This window comes from Streptomyces sp. NPDC085927 (assembly GCF_044540975.1).
Classification (GTDB): Bacteria; Actinomycetota; Actinomycetes; order Streptomycetales; family Streptomycetaceae; genus Streptomyces; species Streptomyces hirsutus.
The window spans coordinates 188,559-206,130 of record NZ_JBITSN010000006.1; the positions used below are offsets into that span (position 1 = coordinate 188,559).

At 71.6% G+C, this 17,572-nt stretch carries 15 protein-coding genes and 3 pseudogenes; 4 read left to right on the forward strand and 14 right to left on the reverse strand.

Translation table 11 applies throughout. The annotated features are described in order from the left end of the window. Positions 1–7 precede the first annotated feature (7 nt). Positions 8–1,042 (reverse strand): permease, encoded by a 1,035-nt coding sequence (locus tag ACIF80_RS18120; RefSeq protein ID WP_399805626.1) that lies wholly within the window; start codon positions 1,040–1,042, stop codon positions 8–10. 232 nt (positions 1,043–1,274) lie between these two features. On the opposite strand from ACIF80_RS18120, the gene ACIF80_RS18125 reads away from it, so the two are divergent. Then, a complete protein-coding gene (locus tag ACIF80_RS18125; protein WP_399806120.1) occupies positions 1,275–3,260 on the forward strand; it encodes a potassium channel family protein in 1,986 nt (661 codons plus the stop codon). A gap of 52 nt (positions 3,261–3,312) precedes the next feature. On the opposite strand, the gene ACIF80_RS18130 is transcribed toward ACIF80_RS18125, so the two are convergent. Continuing rightward, positions 3,313–5,274: a prolyl oligopeptidase family serine peptidase gene (locus ACIF80_RS18130; RefSeq protein WP_399805628.1), complete on the reverse strand. Its 1,962-nt coding sequence runs from the start codon at positions 5,272–5,274 to the stop codon at positions 3,313–3,315. Positions 5,275–5,452: 178 nt separating this feature from the next. Here ACIF80_RS18130 and ACIF80_RS18135 point away from each other — a divergent pair, with 178 nt between their 5' ends. After that, a complete protein-coding gene (locus ACIF80_RS18135) occupies positions 5,453–6,289 on the forward strand; it encodes an SURF1 family protein (protein ID WP_399805630.1) in 837 nt (278 codons plus the stop codon). Positions 6,290–6,302: 13 nt separating this feature from the next. Here the strand turns inward: ACIF80_RS18135 and ACIF80_RS18140 are convergent, their stop codons facing one another. From ACIF80_RS18140 to ACIF80_RS18175, 8 genes and pseudogenes are all read right to left on the reverse strand, one after another. Continuing rightward, the gene (locus ACIF80_RS18140) at positions 6,303–7,829 is read right to left on the reverse strand and encodes a hypothetical protein (RefSeq protein ID WP_399805632.1); all 1,527 of its coding nucleotides are present in this window, start codon (positions 7,827–7,829) and stop codon (positions 6,303–6,305) included. Continuing rightward, a complete protein-coding gene (locus tag ACIF80_RS18145) occupies positions 7,826–8,500 on the reverse strand; it encodes a SigE family RNA polymerase sigma factor (protein ID WP_350847147.1) in 675 nt (224 codons plus the stop codon). Before ACIF80_RS18145 ends, ACIF80_RS18140 begins: the two co-directional genes overlap by 4 nt. A gap of 473 nt (positions 8,501–8,973) precedes the next feature. Beyond that, on the reverse strand, positions 8,974–10,035 hold the full coding sequence (locus ACIF80_RS18150; protein WP_399805635.1) for an aspartate-semialdehyde dehydrogenase: 1,062 nt from the start codon (positions 10,033–10,035) through the stop codon (positions 8,974–8,976). Next, the gene (locus tag ACIF80_RS18155) at positions 10,035–11,312 is read right to left on the reverse strand and encodes an aspartate kinase (protein ID WP_399805637.1); all 1,278 of its coding nucleotides are present in this window, start codon (positions 11,310–11,312) and stop codon (positions 10,035–10,037) included. The genes ACIF80_RS18150 and ACIF80_RS18155 overlap by 1 nt, the downstream gene beginning before the upstream one ends. Before the next feature lie 220 nt (positions 11,313–11,532). After that, a complete protein-coding gene (locus tag ACIF80_RS18160; RefSeq protein ID WP_399805639.1) occupies positions 11,533–12,594 on the reverse strand; it encodes a hypothetical protein in 1,062 nt (353 codons plus the stop codon). Positions 12,595–12,833: 239 nt separating this feature from the next. After that, complete coding sequence (locus tag ACIF80_RS18165; RefSeq protein ID WP_399805640.1) at positions 12,834–13,073, reverse strand: DUF397 domain-containing protein; 240 nt, start codon at positions 13,071–13,073, stop codon at positions 12,834–12,836. After that, positions 13,070–13,362, reverse strand: a pseudogene (locus tag ACIF80_RS18170) (Scr1 family TA system antitoxin-like transcriptional regulator). Before ACIF80_RS18170 ends, ACIF80_RS18165 begins: the two are co-directional and overlap by 4 nt. A 188-nt stretch (positions 13,363–13,550) precedes the next feature. Beyond that, positions 13,551–13,844 (reverse strand): annotated as a pseudogene (locus ACIF80_RS18175) (hypothetical protein); the annotation flags it as partial. Here ACIF80_RS18175 and ACIF80_RS18180 point away from each other — a divergent pair. Further along, positions 13,788–14,231 carry a hypothetical protein gene (locus tag ACIF80_RS18180; protein ID WP_399805642.1) on the forward strand — a complete coding sequence of 148 codons (444 nt, stop codon included), beginning with the start codon at positions 13,788–13,790 and terminating at the stop codon, positions 14,229–14,231. The pseudogene ACIF80_RS18175 and the gene ACIF80_RS18180 sit on opposite strands and share 57 nt — an antisense overlap. Positions 14,232–14,264: 33 nt before the next feature. On the opposite strand, the pseudogene ACIF80_RS18185 reads toward ACIF80_RS18180, so the two are convergent. The 4 genes and pseudogenes from ACIF80_RS18185 to ACIF80_RS18200 form a co-directional block, all read right to left on the reverse strand. Further along, positions 14,265–14,643: pseudogene (locus tag ACIF80_RS18185) on the reverse strand (signal peptidase I). 172 nt (positions 14,644–14,815) lie between these two features. After that, positions 14,816–15,475: a DUF5063 domain-containing protein gene (locus tag ACIF80_RS18190; RefSeq protein ID WP_399805644.1), complete on the reverse strand. Its 660-nt coding sequence runs from the start codon at positions 15,473–15,475 to the stop codon at positions 14,816–14,818. Next, complete coding sequence (gene recR, locus ACIF80_RS18195) at positions 15,468–16,067, reverse strand: recombination mediator RecR (RefSeq protein WP_399805646.1); 600 nt, start codon at positions 16,065–16,067, stop codon at positions 15,468–15,470. The genes ACIF80_RS18190 and recR overlap by 8 nt, the downstream gene beginning before the upstream one ends. 59 nt (positions 16,068–16,126) lie before the next feature. After that, positions 16,127–16,468, reverse strand: a complete 342-nt coding sequence (locus ACIF80_RS18200) for a YbaB/EbfC family nucleoid-associated protein (protein WP_399805648.1) — start codon at positions 16,466–16,468, stop codon at positions 16,127–16,129. A 328-nt stretch (positions 16,469–16,796) separates the two neighbouring features. Here ACIF80_RS18200 and ACIF80_RS18205 point away from each other — a divergent pair, with 328 nt between their 5' ends. After that, on the forward strand, positions 16,797–17,549 hold the full coding sequence (locus tag ACIF80_RS18205; protein ID WP_399805650.1) for an SLATT domain-containing protein: 753 nt from the start codon (positions 16,797–16,799) through the stop codon (positions 17,547–17,549). Positions 17,550–17,572 lie beyond the last annotated feature (23 nt).

Genomic DNA, 17,572 nt, shown 5'->3' on the forward strand with positions numbered 1-17,572 from the left:
GACCGGTTCACAGCAGCACCGCTCCTGTCAGCACCGAGACCGCCACCGCCAGGACGAGGGTCGCCGGGGCGAAGCGCAGGGCGAACCCGCGGCCGAACGTGCCCACCTGCATGGCGAAGAGCTTGAGGTCGATCATGGGCCCCACGACGAGGAAGGTGAGCCGGGCCGTCAGCGAGAACTGGGTCAGGGACGCGGCGACGAACGCGTCCGCCTCCGAACAGATCGACAGGAGAACGGCCAGCGCGGCCAGCACCAGGACCGACAGCACGGGGTGATCGGCCGCCCGTTGCAGCCAGTGGGCCGGGACGACCGCCTTCAGCGTCGCCGCGGCCATCGCGCCGACCACCAGGAAACCGCCGGCGTGCATCACGTCGTGCCGGACCGACCCCCAGAACGCCGCGCCCCGGCTCTGCCCCTCGTAGGACGAACGGGACGGCGGGCGCAGCCAGTCCGCGCGGCCGTGGCGCTGCCACAGCCAGCCCATCAGGCAGGCCACCAGCAGGCTCGCTACGAACCGGGCGAGGACCATCAGGGGATCGTTCGGGAAGGCGACCGCCGTCGCCGTCAGCACGATCGGGTTGATCGCGGGGGCGGACAGCAGGAACGCCAGGGCCGCCGCCGGGGCCACTCCCCTGCGCACCAGCGCCCCCGCCACCGGGACGGACGCGCACTCGCAGCCGGGGAGCACCGCGCCCGCCGCGCCCGCGACCGGGACCGCCAGGGACGGACGCTTCGGCAGGGCGCGGACGAAGAAGGACGGCGGGACGAACACCGCGATCGCCGCGGACAGCAGGACGCCGAGCACCAGGAAGGGCAGCGCCTGGATCATCACCGCCACGAACACCGTCGTCCAGCTCTGCATCACCGGGGCGCCCAGGGCGCGGCGGATCGGGTCCTGGAACATCACGGCGGAGAGCAGGAACAGGACGAGGAGAAGAGGGGGGCTGAGCTGCCGGGACTCCTCGGCCGTCCCGCCGCCGCCGTCGCCGGGCCCCGTGTCACCGTCGGCCCCCCTGCGGGGCTCCGGCTTGGTCATGGCCACGGGCCGGGCACCTCCAAAAGCGCGCGGGAGCGGGGACGTCAGCGGGGCGGGGCGCGCGTCGCCCCTCCCGTTCCCGTGGATACGGAGCGGGGGACGGGCGCGTTCAGCCCCGTCGGGCACCGTTCGGCACCGGTCTCCGCGTACTCCTGGAACCGCCTGTGTGTATACGGCAGTCTTTCCTCTCGTGGTGAGCCTTCCGAATCAGACCCTGCCGGGCGTTCCCCCCGCGCACATGGTGGTGTGCGGTGACGACGGACTCGCGCACCGCCTCGCCGCCGAACTCCGGGGCGTGTACGGCGAACAGGTCACACTCGTCGTCCCGCCCTCCGGGCTCCGGGTGCGGGAGCCGGTGGTGGGGCGGGCCCGTGCCGCGTCGGCCGCGCTGCTCGACCGGTTCGTGAACGCCACCGTCAACCGCGGGGGCATCCAAGGCGGTTCGGACGACACGTCCGACGAACGGCTGGTGGAGGCCGCCGAACCCACCGACGCCGTACTCGTCGAAGTGGGCGTGGCGCGGGCCGCCGCCCTGGCCCTGGTGTACGACGACGACGAGACCAACATCCGTGCCGCCCTCAACGCCCGCCGGATCAACCCCAGGATCCGTCTCGTCCTGCGCCTCTACAACCGGCGCCTGGGCCGGCACATCGAGGAACTGCTCGATCAGGCGGCCGAGTTGTCCGGCGGTGACACGCAGGGACGGGGGCACCCCCGGGTCGACACCTCCACCACCGTGCTGTCCGACGCCGACACGGCCGCCCCCGCCCTGGTCGCCACCGCGCTCGTCGGTACCAGCAAGATCGTCGACACCGACGGGCTGATGCTGCGCGCGGTGGAACGGCAGCCCCCGCGTCCCGGCGAGGTCGCCGATCCCGGGCTGTGCACGCTGGCGTTGCTGTCCGCGACGAGCAACGACCCGGCCGGCTCGGACGGTTCGGAGGACAGCGGCGACCAGGGGCCGCAGATGCTGCCCGACGCGGCGGCCGTCGCGGCGGCGACCGGGCGCGGCACGATGGTGCTGGAACAGGTGTCGTACTCCGGGACGCCGCTGCCCGCCGTCAGGGCCCAGGTGCCGCCGTTCGCCTCGTTGTTCTCACAGCGGCTGCGGTGGTCGCTGGCAGGCCTCGCGGCGGCGGTGGTGGCGCTGGCGGTCGTCCTGGCCCTGGCCACGGACGACCATCCGCTGCACGCCACCTACGTCACCCTGCTCGACCTCTTCGCGATCAACGAGCCCGCGCACAACATGTCCATGGGCCGGCAGATCCTGCAACTGCTGTCCGGGCTGGTCGGGTTGCTGCTGCTGCCGGTGATGCTGGCGGCGGTCCTCGAGGCGCTGGGCACCTTCCGCACCGTGTCGGCGCTGCGGAAGCCGCCGCGCGGGCTGAGCCGGCATGTGGTGCTGCTCGGGCTCGGCAAGATCGGTACGCGGGTGCTGACCCGGCTGCGCGAACTGCACATCCCCGTGGTGTGCGTCGAGGCCGACCCGGAGGCGCGGGGCATGGCCACGGCACGGCGGCTGGGCGTACCGGTGGTGCTCGGGGACGTCACGCAGGAGGGCGTGCTGGAGGCCGCGAAGATCCACCGGGCCGACGCGCTGCTCGCGCTCACCAGCGTCGACACCACCAACCTGGAGGCCGTGCTGTACGGGCGGGCCCTGCGCGCCGACCTGCGGGTCGTCCTGCGGCTGTACGACGACGAGTTCGCGACGGCCGTGTACCGCACCCTGCGGGCCGCGCACCCCGACGCGGTGACCCGCAGCCGCAGCGTCTCCCACCTGGCCGCGCCCGCCTTCGCCGGGGCGATGATGGGCCGGCAGATCCTGGGGGCCATCCCGGTCGAGCGGCGGGTGCTGCTGTTCGCGGCGCTGACCGTGGGCGGGCATCCGCAGCTGGAGGGGAAGACGGTCGGCGAGGCGTTCCGGGCCGGGGCGTGGCGGGTGCTGGCCCTGGACACGGCGGCGACCAGGGCGGCGGCTCCGGGCGCGTCCGGGAACGGCATCCGGCACGGCTTCGGGAACGCCGCCGGCACCGGGGCCGGCGGCGGGACCGGCGGCGCCACGGCAGCCGGTGAGCCGCCGGGGCCGTCCGGGCCGTCCGGGCTGGTCTGGGACCTGCCCGACACGTACGTCCTGCGGAACGAGGACCGGGTGGTGCTGGGCGCCACCCGGCGGGGACTGGCGGAACTGCTCGGGCGCAGGGGAAGGGGACAGCCGGGGAGGTGACCGGCCGGTGCTCCCCGGGCCGCAGCCCGGAAAGCCCCCGCGTCGCATTCCCTCAGCCCTGCTCCCCCGCCTCCGTCTCCGTCTCCGTCTCCGTCTCCGTCTCCGCCTTCGTTCCCGTCCCCGCCTTCGCCTTCGTCCCCAAGTGCCGTTCTGCGAAGTCCAGTTCCAGGCGGACCTGCTTGATCCGCTCGTCGACCACCAGGGAGCCGTGCCCCGCGTCGTAGCGGTAGACCTCGTGGGGGGCCTCGCGGGACTGGAGGCGGTGGACGTAGTTCTCGATCTGCCGGATCGGGCAGCGGGGGTCGTTCACCCCGGCCGAGATGTAGACGGGCGCCTTCACCCGGTCGACGTAGGTGATCGGGGAGGACGCCTCGAACCGCTCGGGCACCTCCTCGGGCGTGCCGCCGAGCAGCGTGCGGTCCATCGCCTTCAGCGCTTCCATCTCGTCGTGGTACGCCGTGACGTAGTCGGCGACCGGGACCACCGCGATGCCCAGCGTCCACGCGTCGGGCTGGACGCCCAGGCCGAGCAGGGTGAGGTAGCCGCCCCAGGAGCCGCCGGTGAGGATCAGGCGGTCGGGGTCCGCGAGGCCCGAGTCGATCGCCCACGCGCGGACCGCGGCGATGTCCTCCAGCTCGATCAGCCCGACCCGGTGCTTCAGCGCGTCGGTCCAGGCGCGGCCGTAGCCCGTGGAGCCCCGGTAGTTGACGCGGACCACCGCGTACCCGTGGTCGACCCAGGCGGCCGGGCCGGCGGCGAAGGAGTCGCTGTCGTGCCAGGTGGGGCCGCCGTGGATGTCGAAGACGGTGGGCAGCGGACCGGTCGCGCCCTCGGGCTTCTGGACCAGGGCGTGGATACGGCCGCCGGGGCCCTCCACCCAGACGTCCTCCACCGGCACCGAACCGGGCGAGCGCATCCCCGGCGGGTCCAGGACGACCTCGCCGGTCGTGGAGCGGACCGTCGACGGCTGGGCCGACGACGACCACAGGTACTCCACGCTGCCGTCCGGGCGGGCCGTCGCGCCCGAGACGGTGCCGGGCGGGGTGTCGATCTCCACCAGCTCCGGGCCCGCCAGGTCGTAGCGGAACAGCTCGCTGCGGGCCTCGAAGCTGTGCGCGATGAGCAGGCCCGTGCCGTCCGGGAACCACTCGGCGCTCACGTCGCCCGGCAGCTCCAGGGAGAGGTCCGTCTCCTCGCCCGTCGCCACGTCCCACACCATGGGCTCCCAGCGGCCGCGCCGCTGATGACCGATGAGCAGACGCGTGTCACCGTCGACGGGGGCGAAGCCCAGCACCTCCAGGCCCAGCTCCTCGGTGCCGCCCTTGGTGTCGTCCAGCTCGGCGACGGTGACGCCGTCGGGGCGCAGCACGCGCAGCGCGGAGTGCATCGCGTCGCCGTGCTCGGTGTGTTCGAGGGCGATCAGCGAACCGTCGTGCGAGAGATCCCCGACGCCCGCCGACTCACGGTGCCGGTAGATCTCCACCGGCGCCACCGGTTCCTCGGCCGCCTCGGCCCCTTCGGCTCGTGAGACGGTCCGCACCAGGTGGATCGTCGTACCGTCCTCGTCCGTGGAGCGGCCCACGACGGCCGTCCTCCCGTCCCGGCCGAGGGCGAGACCGGCCGGGTACGAGGCGTCCAGCCCCGGAGCGGCGAGCTCGTCGGGGCCGCCCGCGAACGGCTGGCGGCGCCAGACGCCGAACTCGTCGCCGTCCTTGTCGTCGAACCACCAGATCCATTCGCCGTCCGGCGAGAGCACGCCGTCCGTGGTGCCGTTGGGCCGGTCCGTCACCTGGCGCTGCTCACCGGTCGACCGGTCCCAGGCATACAGCTCGTACGTCCCCGTCGCGTTCGACACGAACAGGGAACGGTCGGGGGCGTCCTCCGCCCAGTCGGGCAGGGACACCCGAGGCGCCCGGAAACGCTTCTCCCAGTCGGGCATCTGTTCGCCCTGATGTACTCGCTCGGTCCGGTCGGTCCGCCCCGCCGGTGCGCCGGACCCGTTGCTCTCAGTCATGGATCCATATTGCCCGTCCCGGCAGGTGTCGCGCCGCCGAGACCCCCAGCCTGTGGACAACCGGGGCCCCAGCCTGTGGACAACCGGGCTCCTCGGCCCGTGGACCGCCGGCGGGATCACAGGCCTCCAGGGCGGCCCCGCAGACAGGTTCCCGGGCGCGGCCCCGTACGGTGGGGGTGTGTACCGGTTTCTGCTGACGCCCCGATGGTGGGGGATCAACGTCTTCGTGCTGCTCGCCATCCCCTTCTGCATCTTCATGGGTTCATGGCAGCTGGGCCGCTTCGAGGACCGCGTCGAGAACCACCGCGGCGCCGAGGACGACGTCGCCTCCAGCCGGCAGGAGGAAGCCCGGCCGCTGGACACGCTGCTGCCGGTGACCAAGGAGACCTCCGGCCGGCAGGCCACCGTGAGCGGCCGCTACGAGGAACAGCTCCTCGTGCCCCGCCGCGATCTCGAGGGCGAACCCGGCCACTACGTCCTGACGCTGCTGCACACCGACACCGGCAAGGTGCTGCCCGTCGTACGGGGCTGGCTGCCCGGCGACCCGAAGCCGGCCGGCACGCCCGCGCCGCCGGACGGCGAGGTCACTGTCACCGGGGCGCTCCAGGCGTCCGAGACGCCCGGCAGCAACGGCGTCACCGCGCTCAGCGGCCTGCCCGAGGGACAGACCGGCGCGATCAGCTCGGCGTCTCTGGTGAACCTGGTGCCCCACGACGTGTACGACGCGTGGATCACCCTCAACCAGGGCGACTCGGGGATGCGGGCGGTGCCCGCGGTCGCGCCCAACGGTACCGGGCTGGACCTCAAGGCCTTCCAGAACCTCGGCTACACCGCCGAGTGGTTCGCCTTCGTGGGCTTCGTGATCTTCATGTGGTTCCGGCTGGTGCGCCGCGAGGCGGAACTCATCCGGGACACGGAACTGGGCCTGGTCCCGGACGAGGAAGCGAAGCCCGAGCCGGGCCGGCAGCAGGACCAGCAGGACCAGCAGGACCAGCCGAGCCCGTCAGGAGTGTGACGGGCAGGCCCGGTCAGCTCGCCGTGGTCGGCAGCAGCCCCGTCCAGTAGACGGTCCCCGCACAGGCGTTGGACACCGTGGCGGTCGCCGTACCCGCTCCCGACGCCGGGGTGTACGTCAGCGTCACGCCGCCGTCGACGGTGCCGTCCGCCGTGAGGAGCTGGGTCAGGGTACCCGTGTCGCCGCCCGTGGACGTGCCGTCGTCGACCGTTGGTTCCTCGGAGGGGCTGGGACCGGGCGAGGGGTCGCCGGTACCGCCGTTGTCGCTGCCCCCGCCGTTGACGGGGCAGGGCTCGGAGGGCACCCAGGCGAACTTCACGTCGTACGACTCACCCGGCTCGAGCACCAGCTGTCCGGCCTCCAGCGACGGGTCCGGCAGACCCGCCGCCGCGTCCCCGGCCATGTGCCGGGCCGCGCCCACCTTGGTGGCGTCGGCCGCGCCCAGCGGCGTCACGCCCAGGCTTCCCGGGCCGCCGACCGTGCAGCCGGCGGTGGACGCGTTGGCGACCCGGAAGGAGCCGTAGACCGCGCCGGTGGAGTCGGGGGCACCACTGCTCGCGACGGCCGGACCGAGCTGGGCGGCCGTGCAGGCGGGTGACCCCGAGGCGGCGCTCGCCGACGGGTCCGCCCCCTCCGTCACGCCGGTGCTCGTCCCGGTCTTGGCGCCCTTCTCCTTGTCCTTCCCGCCGTCCTTCCGGTCCTTCTCGACCTGGTCCGAGGTGCCGCCCGCGGTGGTCTCGCCACCGCCGGGGCCCTTGCCCTCGCCGGTGCCGCCCTGTGCCTGCGAGGCATGGCCCACGGTGGACGGGTCCGCGTCGGGGCCGGTGGCCTTGGTCACGTGGACGAGAGCCGGTACGGCCGTTCCGACGAAGAGGAAGGCGGCTGCGGCGCCGACGAGGATCTGCCGCTTGCGTGCCCGGCGGGCCGGCACGGCGCGCCGCAGGTACTCCAGCGAGCCCTCGCTCGGCTCCACCACGCGCACCGAGCTGTGCAGCAGGCTGCGCAGCTCCAGCTCGTCCGGTTCGAGCAGGCCGGCTCCCTGCCCGGCTTTCTGCCCGGGTTCTTGAGCGTCCGGGCCGGCGTTGCGGTCGCTGCCGTCGTTCACAGTTCCGTTCCCAGCGTGCGATTGCTTCGTCTGCTGCCCGAGCGACGACGCCGGCCCCCGCAGCAGGCGCGGGCCGCCCCCGCCGGGGGAAGCCGGGCCGTCGGCTCCGGTCACGTCCGCGGCGTCGGACTCGGACGCGTCCCCGGACGCATGCGCCCCGGCCGTCCGCTCCTCAGCCGTCCGCTTCTCAACCGTCCGCTTCTCAACCGTCCGCTCCTCGGGCGCGCCCTCTTCGGGTTCGCGCTCCCCGGCCGCACGCACTTCGGGCTCCCGTTCCTCTGGTTCGCTTTCCTCTGGTTCCCGCTCGTCGCCCTCGGGCTCGCTCTGTTCGCTCCCGGGGGTGCGCACGGGCGTGCCTTCTTCCGCTCCGCGCCCCTCCTGCTCGCGCTCCTCGCCGCGCACGTCCTCGCCGCGGGCGTCCTTCCCGGCGCTCATACCGGCGCCTCCATGGCCACCCGCAGCGCCGCTATCCCGCGCGAGCCGTACGCCTTCACCGAGCCCAGCGAGATGCCGAGCGTCGACGCCACCTGCGCCTCGGTCATGTCGGCGAAGTAGCGCAGCACCAGCACCTCGCGCTGACGGCGCTGGAGCCCTTTCATCGCCTTGATGAGGGAGTCGCGTTCCAGCAGGTCGTACGCGCCTTCCTCCGCGCTCGCCATGTCGGGCATGGGCTTGGAGAGCAGCTTGAGGCCGAGGATGCGGCGGCGCAGCGCGGAACGGGAGAGGTTGACGACCGTCTGGCGCAGATACGCCAGGGTCTTCTCCGGGTCCCGGACGCGTTTGCGGGCGGAATGGACGCGGATGAACGCCTCCTGGACGACGTCCTCGCAGGAGGCGGTGTCGTCGAGGAGGAGCGCGGCGAGGCCCAGCAGCGAGCGGTAGTGCGCGCGGTAGGTCTCGGTGAGGTGGTCGACGGTCGTGCCGGCCGCCACTACGTCGTCGGCACCGCCGTCACGCTGACTGGGTATGCGGGCAGGCCGCGCTGCGGGCATCGGCGCGATCACCGGCATGCCACCGGACGCACCGGCCTTGCGGGGTCGGAGAGCCTGGCGGGGCGGGCGTAGAGCCGGGCCGCGCGGCGTTGCGAAGTCGAGTACCTCAGCCACGCCAGTTGGACACGCTTCCCCCCACGAGGGTTGTACGTGCCGGACGTCATGTTTACGACGTCCGCCGCGGACCGCTCCGCACCGTCCGGGCCCTGCCGATCACCGCCCCGTGCCGGTCGTACGCCGTACCGCGCCGACTGCGCCTCGTTCACGCCGGGCAGCACCACCGACAGCACACCGAATGCCCTCATGCGTCCCGCTCTTCCCCTATGCCTCATATGAACGGACGTCCCCACGTCCGGCTCCGGACGTCCCCACGTCCGGAAAAGACCGCCTCGCCCCCGAGTGCGCCCCCAAGGGGATGCCCGCAGAGACGCTTTCCGCCCGGCACGCGGTTGCGTGGGGCGAAAGGTAAATCCTCGACCGCAGGCCGGTCAGGATCAAGAGATCCGAGACACATGACCCGTTCACATCACTTGAACGGATCCTACAAAGCAAATGCTGTGACCAAGCATTATTTACGGTGCGGAAGATCAGGGCCGGCCCGGCACCGCCACCAGCTCGGCGATCTGCGCGGTGTTGAGGGCGGCGCCCTTGCGGAGGTTGTCACCGCAGACGAAGAGTTCGAGCGCCGTCGGGTCGTCCAGGGCACGGCGTACCCGGCCCACCCAGGTCGGGTCGGTGCCGACGACATCGGCGGGCGTGGGGAACTCACCCGCGGCGGGATTGTCGTACAGCACGACACCGGGTGCGGTGGCGAGGATCTCGCGGGCCCCGTCGACGGTGACCTCGTGCTCGAAGCGGGCGTGCACGGTGAGCGAGTGCACGGTGATCACCGGCACCCGTACGCAGGTCACGGCGACCGGGAGGCGGGGCAGGCCGAGGATCTTGCGGGACTCGTCGCGGACCTTCATCTCCTCCGAGGACCAGCCGTCCTCGCGCAGCGACCCGGCCCACGGCACGACGTTCAGCGCGACCGGCTCCGCGAACGGCCCGGTGTTGTCCCCCACGGCCCGGCGTACGTCACCGGGTCCGGTCCCCAGATCCGTGCCCGCGACCAGGGAAAGCTGCTCCCGCAGGGTCCGCACGCCCGCGTGCCCGGCGCCGCTGACCGCCTGGTAGGAGGAGACGACCAGCTCGCGCAGCCCGAACTCGGCGTGCAGCGCACCCACGGCGACGATCATCGACAGGGTGGTGCAGTTCGGGTTGGCGAGGATCCCGCGCGGGCGGATCCGCGCGGTGTGCGGGTTGACCTCGGGGACGACGAGGGGCACCTCCGGGTCCATGCGGAAGGCACCGGAGTTGTCGATCACCACCGCGCCCCGCGCGACGGCGACGGGCGCCCACCGGGCGGCGACCTCGTCGGGGACGTCGAACAGCGCGATGTCGATCCCGTCGAAGGCCTCCTCGGTGAGCGCCACGACCTCGGTCTCCTCGCCGCGCACGGTCAGCTTGCGGCCGGCCGAGCGCGGGGAGGCGATCAGTCTGATCTCGCCCCAGATGTCCGCCCGCTGGGACAGGATCTGGAGCAGGACCGTGCCGACTGCTCCGGTCGCGCCCACGACCGCGAGCGCCGGTCGCCCGGACCGCTTCATCAGCGGCCGGTACCCCCGTAGACGACGGCCTCGTCGCTGTCGGAGTCCAGCCCGAAGGCGGTGTGCACGGCGCGGACGGCACCGTCCACGTCGTCCTTGCGGGTGACGACCGAGATGCGGATCTCGGAGGTCGAGATCAGCTCGATGTTCACGCCCGCGTCGGACAGCGCGGTGAAGAAGTCGGCCGTGACGCCGGGGTTGGTCTTCATACCGGCGCCGACCAGGGAGATCTTGCCGATCTGGTCGTCGTAGCGCAGGGATTCGAAGCCGATGGCGCCCTTGTTCTTCTCCAGGGCGTCGATGGCCTTGCGGCCCTCGGCCTTCGGCAGCGTGAACGAGATGTCCGTGAGGCCGGTGGAGGCCGCGGACACGTTCTGCACGACCATGTCGATGTTGATCTCGGCGTCGGCGATCGTACGGAAGATCGAGGCTGCCTCGCCCGGCTTGTCCGGCACACCGACGACCGTGACCTTGGCCTCGGAGGTGTCGTGCGCGACACCGGAGATGAGCGCCTGCTCCACCTTCTTGCCCCCTCGCTGAATCGGCTCACTGCTGACCCACGTGCCCGGCAGTCCGCTGAAGGACGAGCGGACGTGGATCGGGATGTTGTACCGGCGGGCGTACTCCACGCAGCGGTGGAGCAGCACCTTGGACCCGGAGGCCGCCAGTTCGAGCATGTCCCCGGTCGAGATCCAGTCGATCTTCCGGGCCTTCTTCACCACGCGCGGGTCGGCGGTGAACACGCCGTCGACGTCGGTGTAGATCTCGCACACCTCGGCGTCGAGGGCGGCTGCCAGGGCCACCGCGGTGGTGTCGGAGCCGCCGCGGCCGAGCGTGGTGATGTTCTTGCCCTGCTGACTGACGCCCTGGAAACCGGCGACGATGGCGATGTTGCCGTCGTCCACCGAGGCCTGGATCCGGCCGGGCGTGACGTCGATGATGCGGGCTTTGTTGTGGACCGAGTCGGTGATGACACCCGCCTGGCTGCCGGTGAAGCTCTGGGCGTTGTGGCCCAGGTTTTTGATCGCCATGGCCAGCAGGGCCATGGAAATGCGCTCTCCCGCGGTCAGCAGCATGTCGAGCTCGCGCCCGGCAGGCATCGGGGATACCTGCTCGGCGAGATCGATCAGCTCGTCCGTCGTGTCGCCCATCGCGGAAACCACGACGACCACCTGGTGGCCGTTCTGCTTGGCTTCCACGACCCTCTTGGCGACGCGCTTGATGCCTTCGGCATCGGCTACGGAGGAGCCTCCGTACTTCTGCACGACAAGGCCCACGTGCGCTCCTCGCTCATTCCGTCGTTGTCCCGCACTGTGTGCACAGGTGTGCTCAGCCCGGTCGGCTCATTCTATCGAGCACCCGGAAAACGCCTCCTCGATATCGCATCGTGAGACTTCCGGGCACCCGCGCAGGAGGGCTCATGCCCAGCCCGACGCCGACCACTCGGAAAAGCGACCTGCGTCACACGTTCACGGCTCACGGCCGGAGGTGCTGTGGTCACGGGTTCCAGCGCCTGGACGGGAGGCCGTTCGCGATGCGGTCGCGGTTGTCCCGGTAGTGGTAGAAGACGCGATCCTCGAGGGGCACCGGGCGGAAGGTGTCGGGCACGGGCCCGCCCGTGCGCCGCTCCAGCTTCTTCCGGAGGAAGAACGCGGACGTGGTGCCCAGGTGGGCGATCTCCTCGATCTCCTTGACCATGTCCTCGTCGTTCACCGGATCGTCCGGGAACTCCTGACGGCAGTTCTCGCAGACGCCCCGGTCGATCTTCACCGTGCGTTCATCCTGGTCACAGGTGGCGCAGGCCATGATCACGCGGGTCACGCGGGCACGCGGTTCGCTCTGCTGCGGAGGCATCTTCGTCTCCAGTCGTCGGCGGGCGAATCCGCCCGGGTTGCTGACAGTGGGCGGGAGCCCGTCGGTGAGGGCTCGGGTGATGTCGTGCGGCGTCGCGCCGCGGGCCAGCCACTCCTCGGCAAGAGGTTCGAGGGAGCGGCAGTCGCCTTCGGTGAGCTGCAGACGGGCGTCGGCGGCACGCAGTCCGGCGAGGACGCGGTACGCGGCGCTGTCCGGCTGGGCCTCCGGCTCGGCCTCGGGCTCGATGCCGCTCTCGGGTTCGGGCTCGATGCCGGGCTCGCAGGCAGCCGGTACGTCGATGGTCACCACGTCCTCGACACGAGCCAGGCCGGGCTGGTGGTCCCGGGTCACGTCCTTGCCGTGGCGCTCTCGCGCGAACTGCGCCCACCACTCCGGTGACCTGCGGGTACGCGACCAGTAGGTACGCGTGACCCACCGCATGGTGTGGTCGTCGAGGGTGATGTGTTCCTTGATCCAGCGCAGGTGGCCGGCCTCGGTGATGCGGGTCAGTGAGGTGCGCATCGCCTGCTGGCCGTAGCGCGGGTGCTCCGCCGCGAGGACCTTGTGGGCCATCGAGTGGCCGGTGTCGAGGTGGTCGATGAAGACGGCGACCTCGGCCTCGCGGGGGAGCAGATGTGCGAAGTCGGCGTCCGCGTGCGGGTCTTCGTCACCTGCAAGGCGTTTCCCGTACCCCGTTTTGGCCATGGGATGGGACGGGGACGGCAGGGCGGCACTAGGGTGGGCGTAAGCCACGGTCGAACTCTCGATTCGTTCCGTAGGTCAGGCCCCGGAGCCGGTGTTGGCGCACCGACCGGGGCCGATCTGTTTGCTCGTTCGCCGCGAACCTAGAGCCGCTTCACGCTCCGGCGCAAGCCGATCACGAAACGTCACCCATTCGAGGTGTGCCTCCTCAATTCACCTTCAGACTTGGTTGGTTGGGTATTTCAACCAAACCAGAAAACCCGGAAAGCCCATGGGAAGAGCTCGAATCCCGGGGCTCGAGCTCCGGGCTGAACTGCGGCGATGAACGCCGACCAGGCGGGGGCGGAGACGCGGAGCTCGGGACCCGTCGGGGCCGCCTTGGAGTCGCGGATGTGGAGGGTCGGGGTGAGGGCGACTTCGACGCAGTCGCCGCCCTCGTCGTCGCTGTAGCCCGACTTGAACCAGTTCAGCTGGTCACTCATTGCCGATCCACCATTCCCTCGATGAAGCGGGCCGACTCAGCGGGACTGAGATCCTGCGTGCGGATCATGCCAATCCGCTCGGTCACGCGGTTGACAACCCCAGGATCGGCCGACAATTCACTCGCGAACGGCCCCTCCGTAAAGGCGAATCGCTCATGATCCCGAGTCTCCAGCAACACCATCGGCCCATGAGTGCCGCCGAAACGGCCCGCTCGAAGGGGAGCACCTGCAACGCGACGTTCCGCAGACGCGACACCTCCAGCAGACGGTGCAACTGTTCGGTGTCCACCTGGGGGTTGCGCAGGACTGCCTCGTATAGGACCAGAGGCTGATCGCCTCCCTCTCCTGCTCCATGAAGTCCTGCGCCCGCGCCGGGAACCTCTCGCGCTGCAAGCAGTCCTTCGCCGCGCTCAACATCCCCTCCGCGCGGAACAGTTCGTCGGCGACGTCGAGCACGCGCGGGGTCGGCATCCGGGCCCCCTGTTCCATCGACTTGATGGTGTCCGGCGAGTGGTTGGCGGCCTCGGCGAGCCGCTCCCGGCTGACGTTCGCCCCGGTGCGCCGGCGCTTCAGCCGGTTGCCGCTGTACCGCCGGGCAACAGGCGGCTGGGAGTCGTACTGGCCCGACACGGCACCCGCCTCCGATCGGTACACCCCCGCGGGTAGCCCCACGGTCGCTACCGGGCGTAGAGCGGTCCGCATCACCCTGTGAGCATGACGAGTGCGATTCACCGCCCCGAACGGGTTCCCCTCCTCGGCCACCGACTCCATGTCACCGGCGTCCGCTTCGGCGCCGTACGCGTCGAGGGCCTGCAGGGGGAGCTGGTCGCCGACCATCTGATCGAGGTGACCGACGAGGATGCCGGGCCGATCGTGGCCGAGGCGGCACGGGGACGGTGGGTGTACTTCCTGCTTCCGCCGAGAGCCGCGCATCTGTACGACTGGCCGCCCGGGGTGCAGCGGCTCGGCGGCCGGGGCGACCGAGCGGTCACCTACGTCGGCATCCCCGCGCTGGACGGCACCACCTGGCCGCTCCGCTGGTACAGCGCGCCGACGGCGACCGCACCCCACGTCGAGCCCGAGGCGCTGCTCCCGCTGCTCCGGGTCCCGGTCGGACCGCACCTGCCGTTCGGTCGCGGTACTCGAGCGTCGTCGTGATCCTCGCCCCGAGCGCTTCCGCGTACCGGCTCGTCAGATCCCCCCGTCCTCAGCCACCGCGCAGCCGGGCACCGACGGCCACCGGACGGTCAGCACCACCGATTCCTCCTCCGCGAGCCACGAATGGTCGACCCCCGCCCCCACACGACGTCATCGCCCTGCTTCTCCGGAAGAACGCCGCGGCCGGAAGGTTCGACCCGGAAACGACCGCTGACGAGGACCAGGAGAGCCGTGCGTTCCTCGCCCTCCACCCCCACCGCGACCGCTCGTCGCCACGGGGGTGGACGCCCCACTCGACCTCCACCGCCCCGCTGTGGCGCGGATCGCCGGCGTCCTTGAAGTGCCCGAGGATCCAGCCCCGGTCCCACCAGGCGTCCTTGCCCGCGTTGCCCACGTACACACGGTCGTCCATGCGGCACATCCACCCAAAAACGTGAGCACTTCGGCCACCACTGTCCGCATAGCGCTCTTTTGAGCACCTACGTGCCACTTGCCCGCTAAGTGCTCACGAAGTGCTCACGCTTTTCGGCAAGCCATACACTCTCGGCCCGCCCGCCCGCAGTAGCAGCACCGGGGGCATGTGTTTACGTGACCGTGCGCATGCCCAGGGGGGCGCCGATCTCCTCCACCATGACCCTGCCCGCCTCGATCTCCAGGGTGTCGTCGCCCATGCCCTGGTCGGTGTCGAGGCCGTCCAGGGCGGCGAGGGGCTGGTTGAGGCGGACGTGGGCCACGACGGACTGCAGGGCGCGCAGGGCTGCGGAGGCGGTGGAGCCCCAGTTGGAGAAGTAGGAGAACTGCCACCACCACAGGGCTTCCGTCGTGCGGCCGGCCCGGTAGTGGACCATGCCGTGGCGGAGGTCGGTGATGACGTCGGTGAGGTCGTCGGAGATCCGGGCCGGGACGGGCGCCGTACGGGGCTCGTACGGGTCGAAGACCTCGGAGTAGACGTCGACCGGCTCCAGGAGGCGGGCGAGGTTCTCGCGGAGTTCGTCCACGTCGGCCTCGGGGCCCGGGTCGGGTTCGTAGCGCTCGTCGGGGACGATGTCCTCGTGCGCGCCCAGCCGGCCGCCGGCCAGCAGGAGCTGGGAGACCTCGAGCAGGAGGAAGGGAACCGCCGAGTCCGGCTCGTCGCCCTTGGCGACCTCCGTGACGGCGACCAGGAAGCTTTCGACCTGATCCGCGATCTGGACCGAGAAGTCGTCCGGGTCCCGGTCGATCGCGTGCAGCGTGGCGTCAGACATCTAGGAGTCGTCTCCCCTCGAAGGCGCGGCCGAGGGTGACCTCGTCCGCGTATTCCAGGTCTCCGCCCACCGGAAGGCCACTGGCCAGGCGGGTGACCTTGAGGCCCATGGGCTTGATCATGCGGGCGAGGTACGTGGCCGTGGCCTCGCCCTCCAGATTCGGGTCCGTGGCCAGGATCAGCTCGGTGACCGTGCCGTCCGCCAGCCGGGCCAGCAGTTCCCGGATGCGCAGGTCGTCGGGGCCCACCCCGTCGATCGGGCTGATCGCGCCGCCCAGGACGTGGTAGCGGCCCCGGAACTCGCGCGTGCGCTCGATGGCCACGACGTCCTTGGGCTCCTCCACGACACAGATGACGGCGATGTCGCGGCGGGTGTCACGGCAGATGTTGCACAGTTCCTCCTGCGCGATATTGCCGCAGGTGGCGCAGAAGCGGACCTTCGCCTTCACTTCCATGAGGGCGTGGGCGAGACGCCGTACGTCCGTCGGCTCCGCCTGGAGGATGTGGAAGGCGATCCGCTGGGCGCTCTTGGGACCGACGCCGGGCAGCCGCCCGAGTTCGTCGATGAGGTCCTGTACCACGCCTTCGTACAACGGGCTGCCGTCCTTCCTGGGGTTCCTTCAGTACGTACCGTAGAGGCCCGCGGCCCGTCTTAGAAAGGCAGACCGGGGATGCCGCCGCCGCCCAGACCCTGGGCCAGCGGGCCGAGCTTCTGCTGCTGGAGGTTCTGCGCGTTCTGGTTGGCCGCCTGGACGGCCGCGACGACGAGGTCCGCGAGGGTCTCGGTGTCCTCCGGGTCCACCGCCTTCGGGTCGATCTTCAGGGCGCGGAGCTCACCGGCACCGGTGACAGTGGCCGTCACCAGACCGCCGCCCGCCCGGCCCTCGACCTCCATGTGCGCGAGTTCCTCCTGCGCCTGGGCCAGGTCCTGCTGCATCTTCTGGGCCTGCTGGAGCAGCTGCTGCATGTTGGGCTGGCCACCACCGGGGATCACGATTCAGCTCCTTGGTCGGTCCGCTCGTACGGGACTTTCCCGTTCGGCACGAGCCTACGTGGTCCGGGCGGCCGTCGCCCCAGCACTCTTTCGAGTGAGTCGCCCTCGCGCCCTATACCTGATCACAGCCCCCATCCGGGTGGAAGCGGAGCTCGAACCCCCGACGCGGCCACCCTTTGGGCGGTAGGAAGGGGCCCGGCACGTCCGCGTCCGGCGCCCGAGCAGGGGCCGCGCAGGCGCCGGGCAGGGGCTCACAGGGGCCCAGTGAGGGCCGGGCCAGGGTCGGGATCGGGTCGGGTCGGGTTCCGAGGTCAGTAGGGAGCAGCGGGTGGTTCAGCCGGAGATGCAGCCCGAGGGCCGTCCGCAGGACGGGTACGGCGAGGGGGCGGCCGGGCTGCGGCCGGGCGATCTGACCGGGCGGGTGTTCCCGCTCGGGGACTGGGGCGAACCCGCGCCCCGGCTGGACGAGCTGTACCGGTGGGCGGAGCGGGGGGCGCTGGACACCGCCGCCTGGTATCTCGCGGACCGGTCCTGGAAGCGGCGGTGCGCGCGGGCGCTGCGTGCGGGGGCCGTGGCGGGGGTGGCCGCCGGGGCGGCGCTGCCGCTGCTGGATCTGACCGGAGCGACCGACGGCGCCGCCCCGTGGGGGTACATGGCGCTGCTGCTCGCGGTCGTCTGTGGGGCCGCGGACCGGTTCTTCGGGGTGACGTCCGGCTGGATGCGGGACGTGGCGACCGCGCAGGCCGTGCAGCGGCGGCTCCAGGCGTTCCAGTTCGACTGGGCGTCGGAGTGCATCCGCGAGGTGCTGGGACCGGCCGAGGGCACCGCGAGCGAGGCGACCGAGCGGTGCCTGTCGGTGCTGCGGCGGTTCTCGGAGGACGTGAGCGAGCTGGTGCGGGTCGAGACCGCGGACTGGATGATGGACTTCCGTACGGGCGCGAGCGTGCCGCCGGGCCTCCAGGGGGCACCGGCGGGCACGGGCCGCCCCGAGTCCGCCGGGCAGCCCCACGGCCGCTTCCCGTCCGCGCCCGGGGCCGCCCGCCCGAACATGCCCCGGCAGCGGCCGCCGGAACCGAGGTGAGCCGGCCCGGAGCGGAAAGGGCC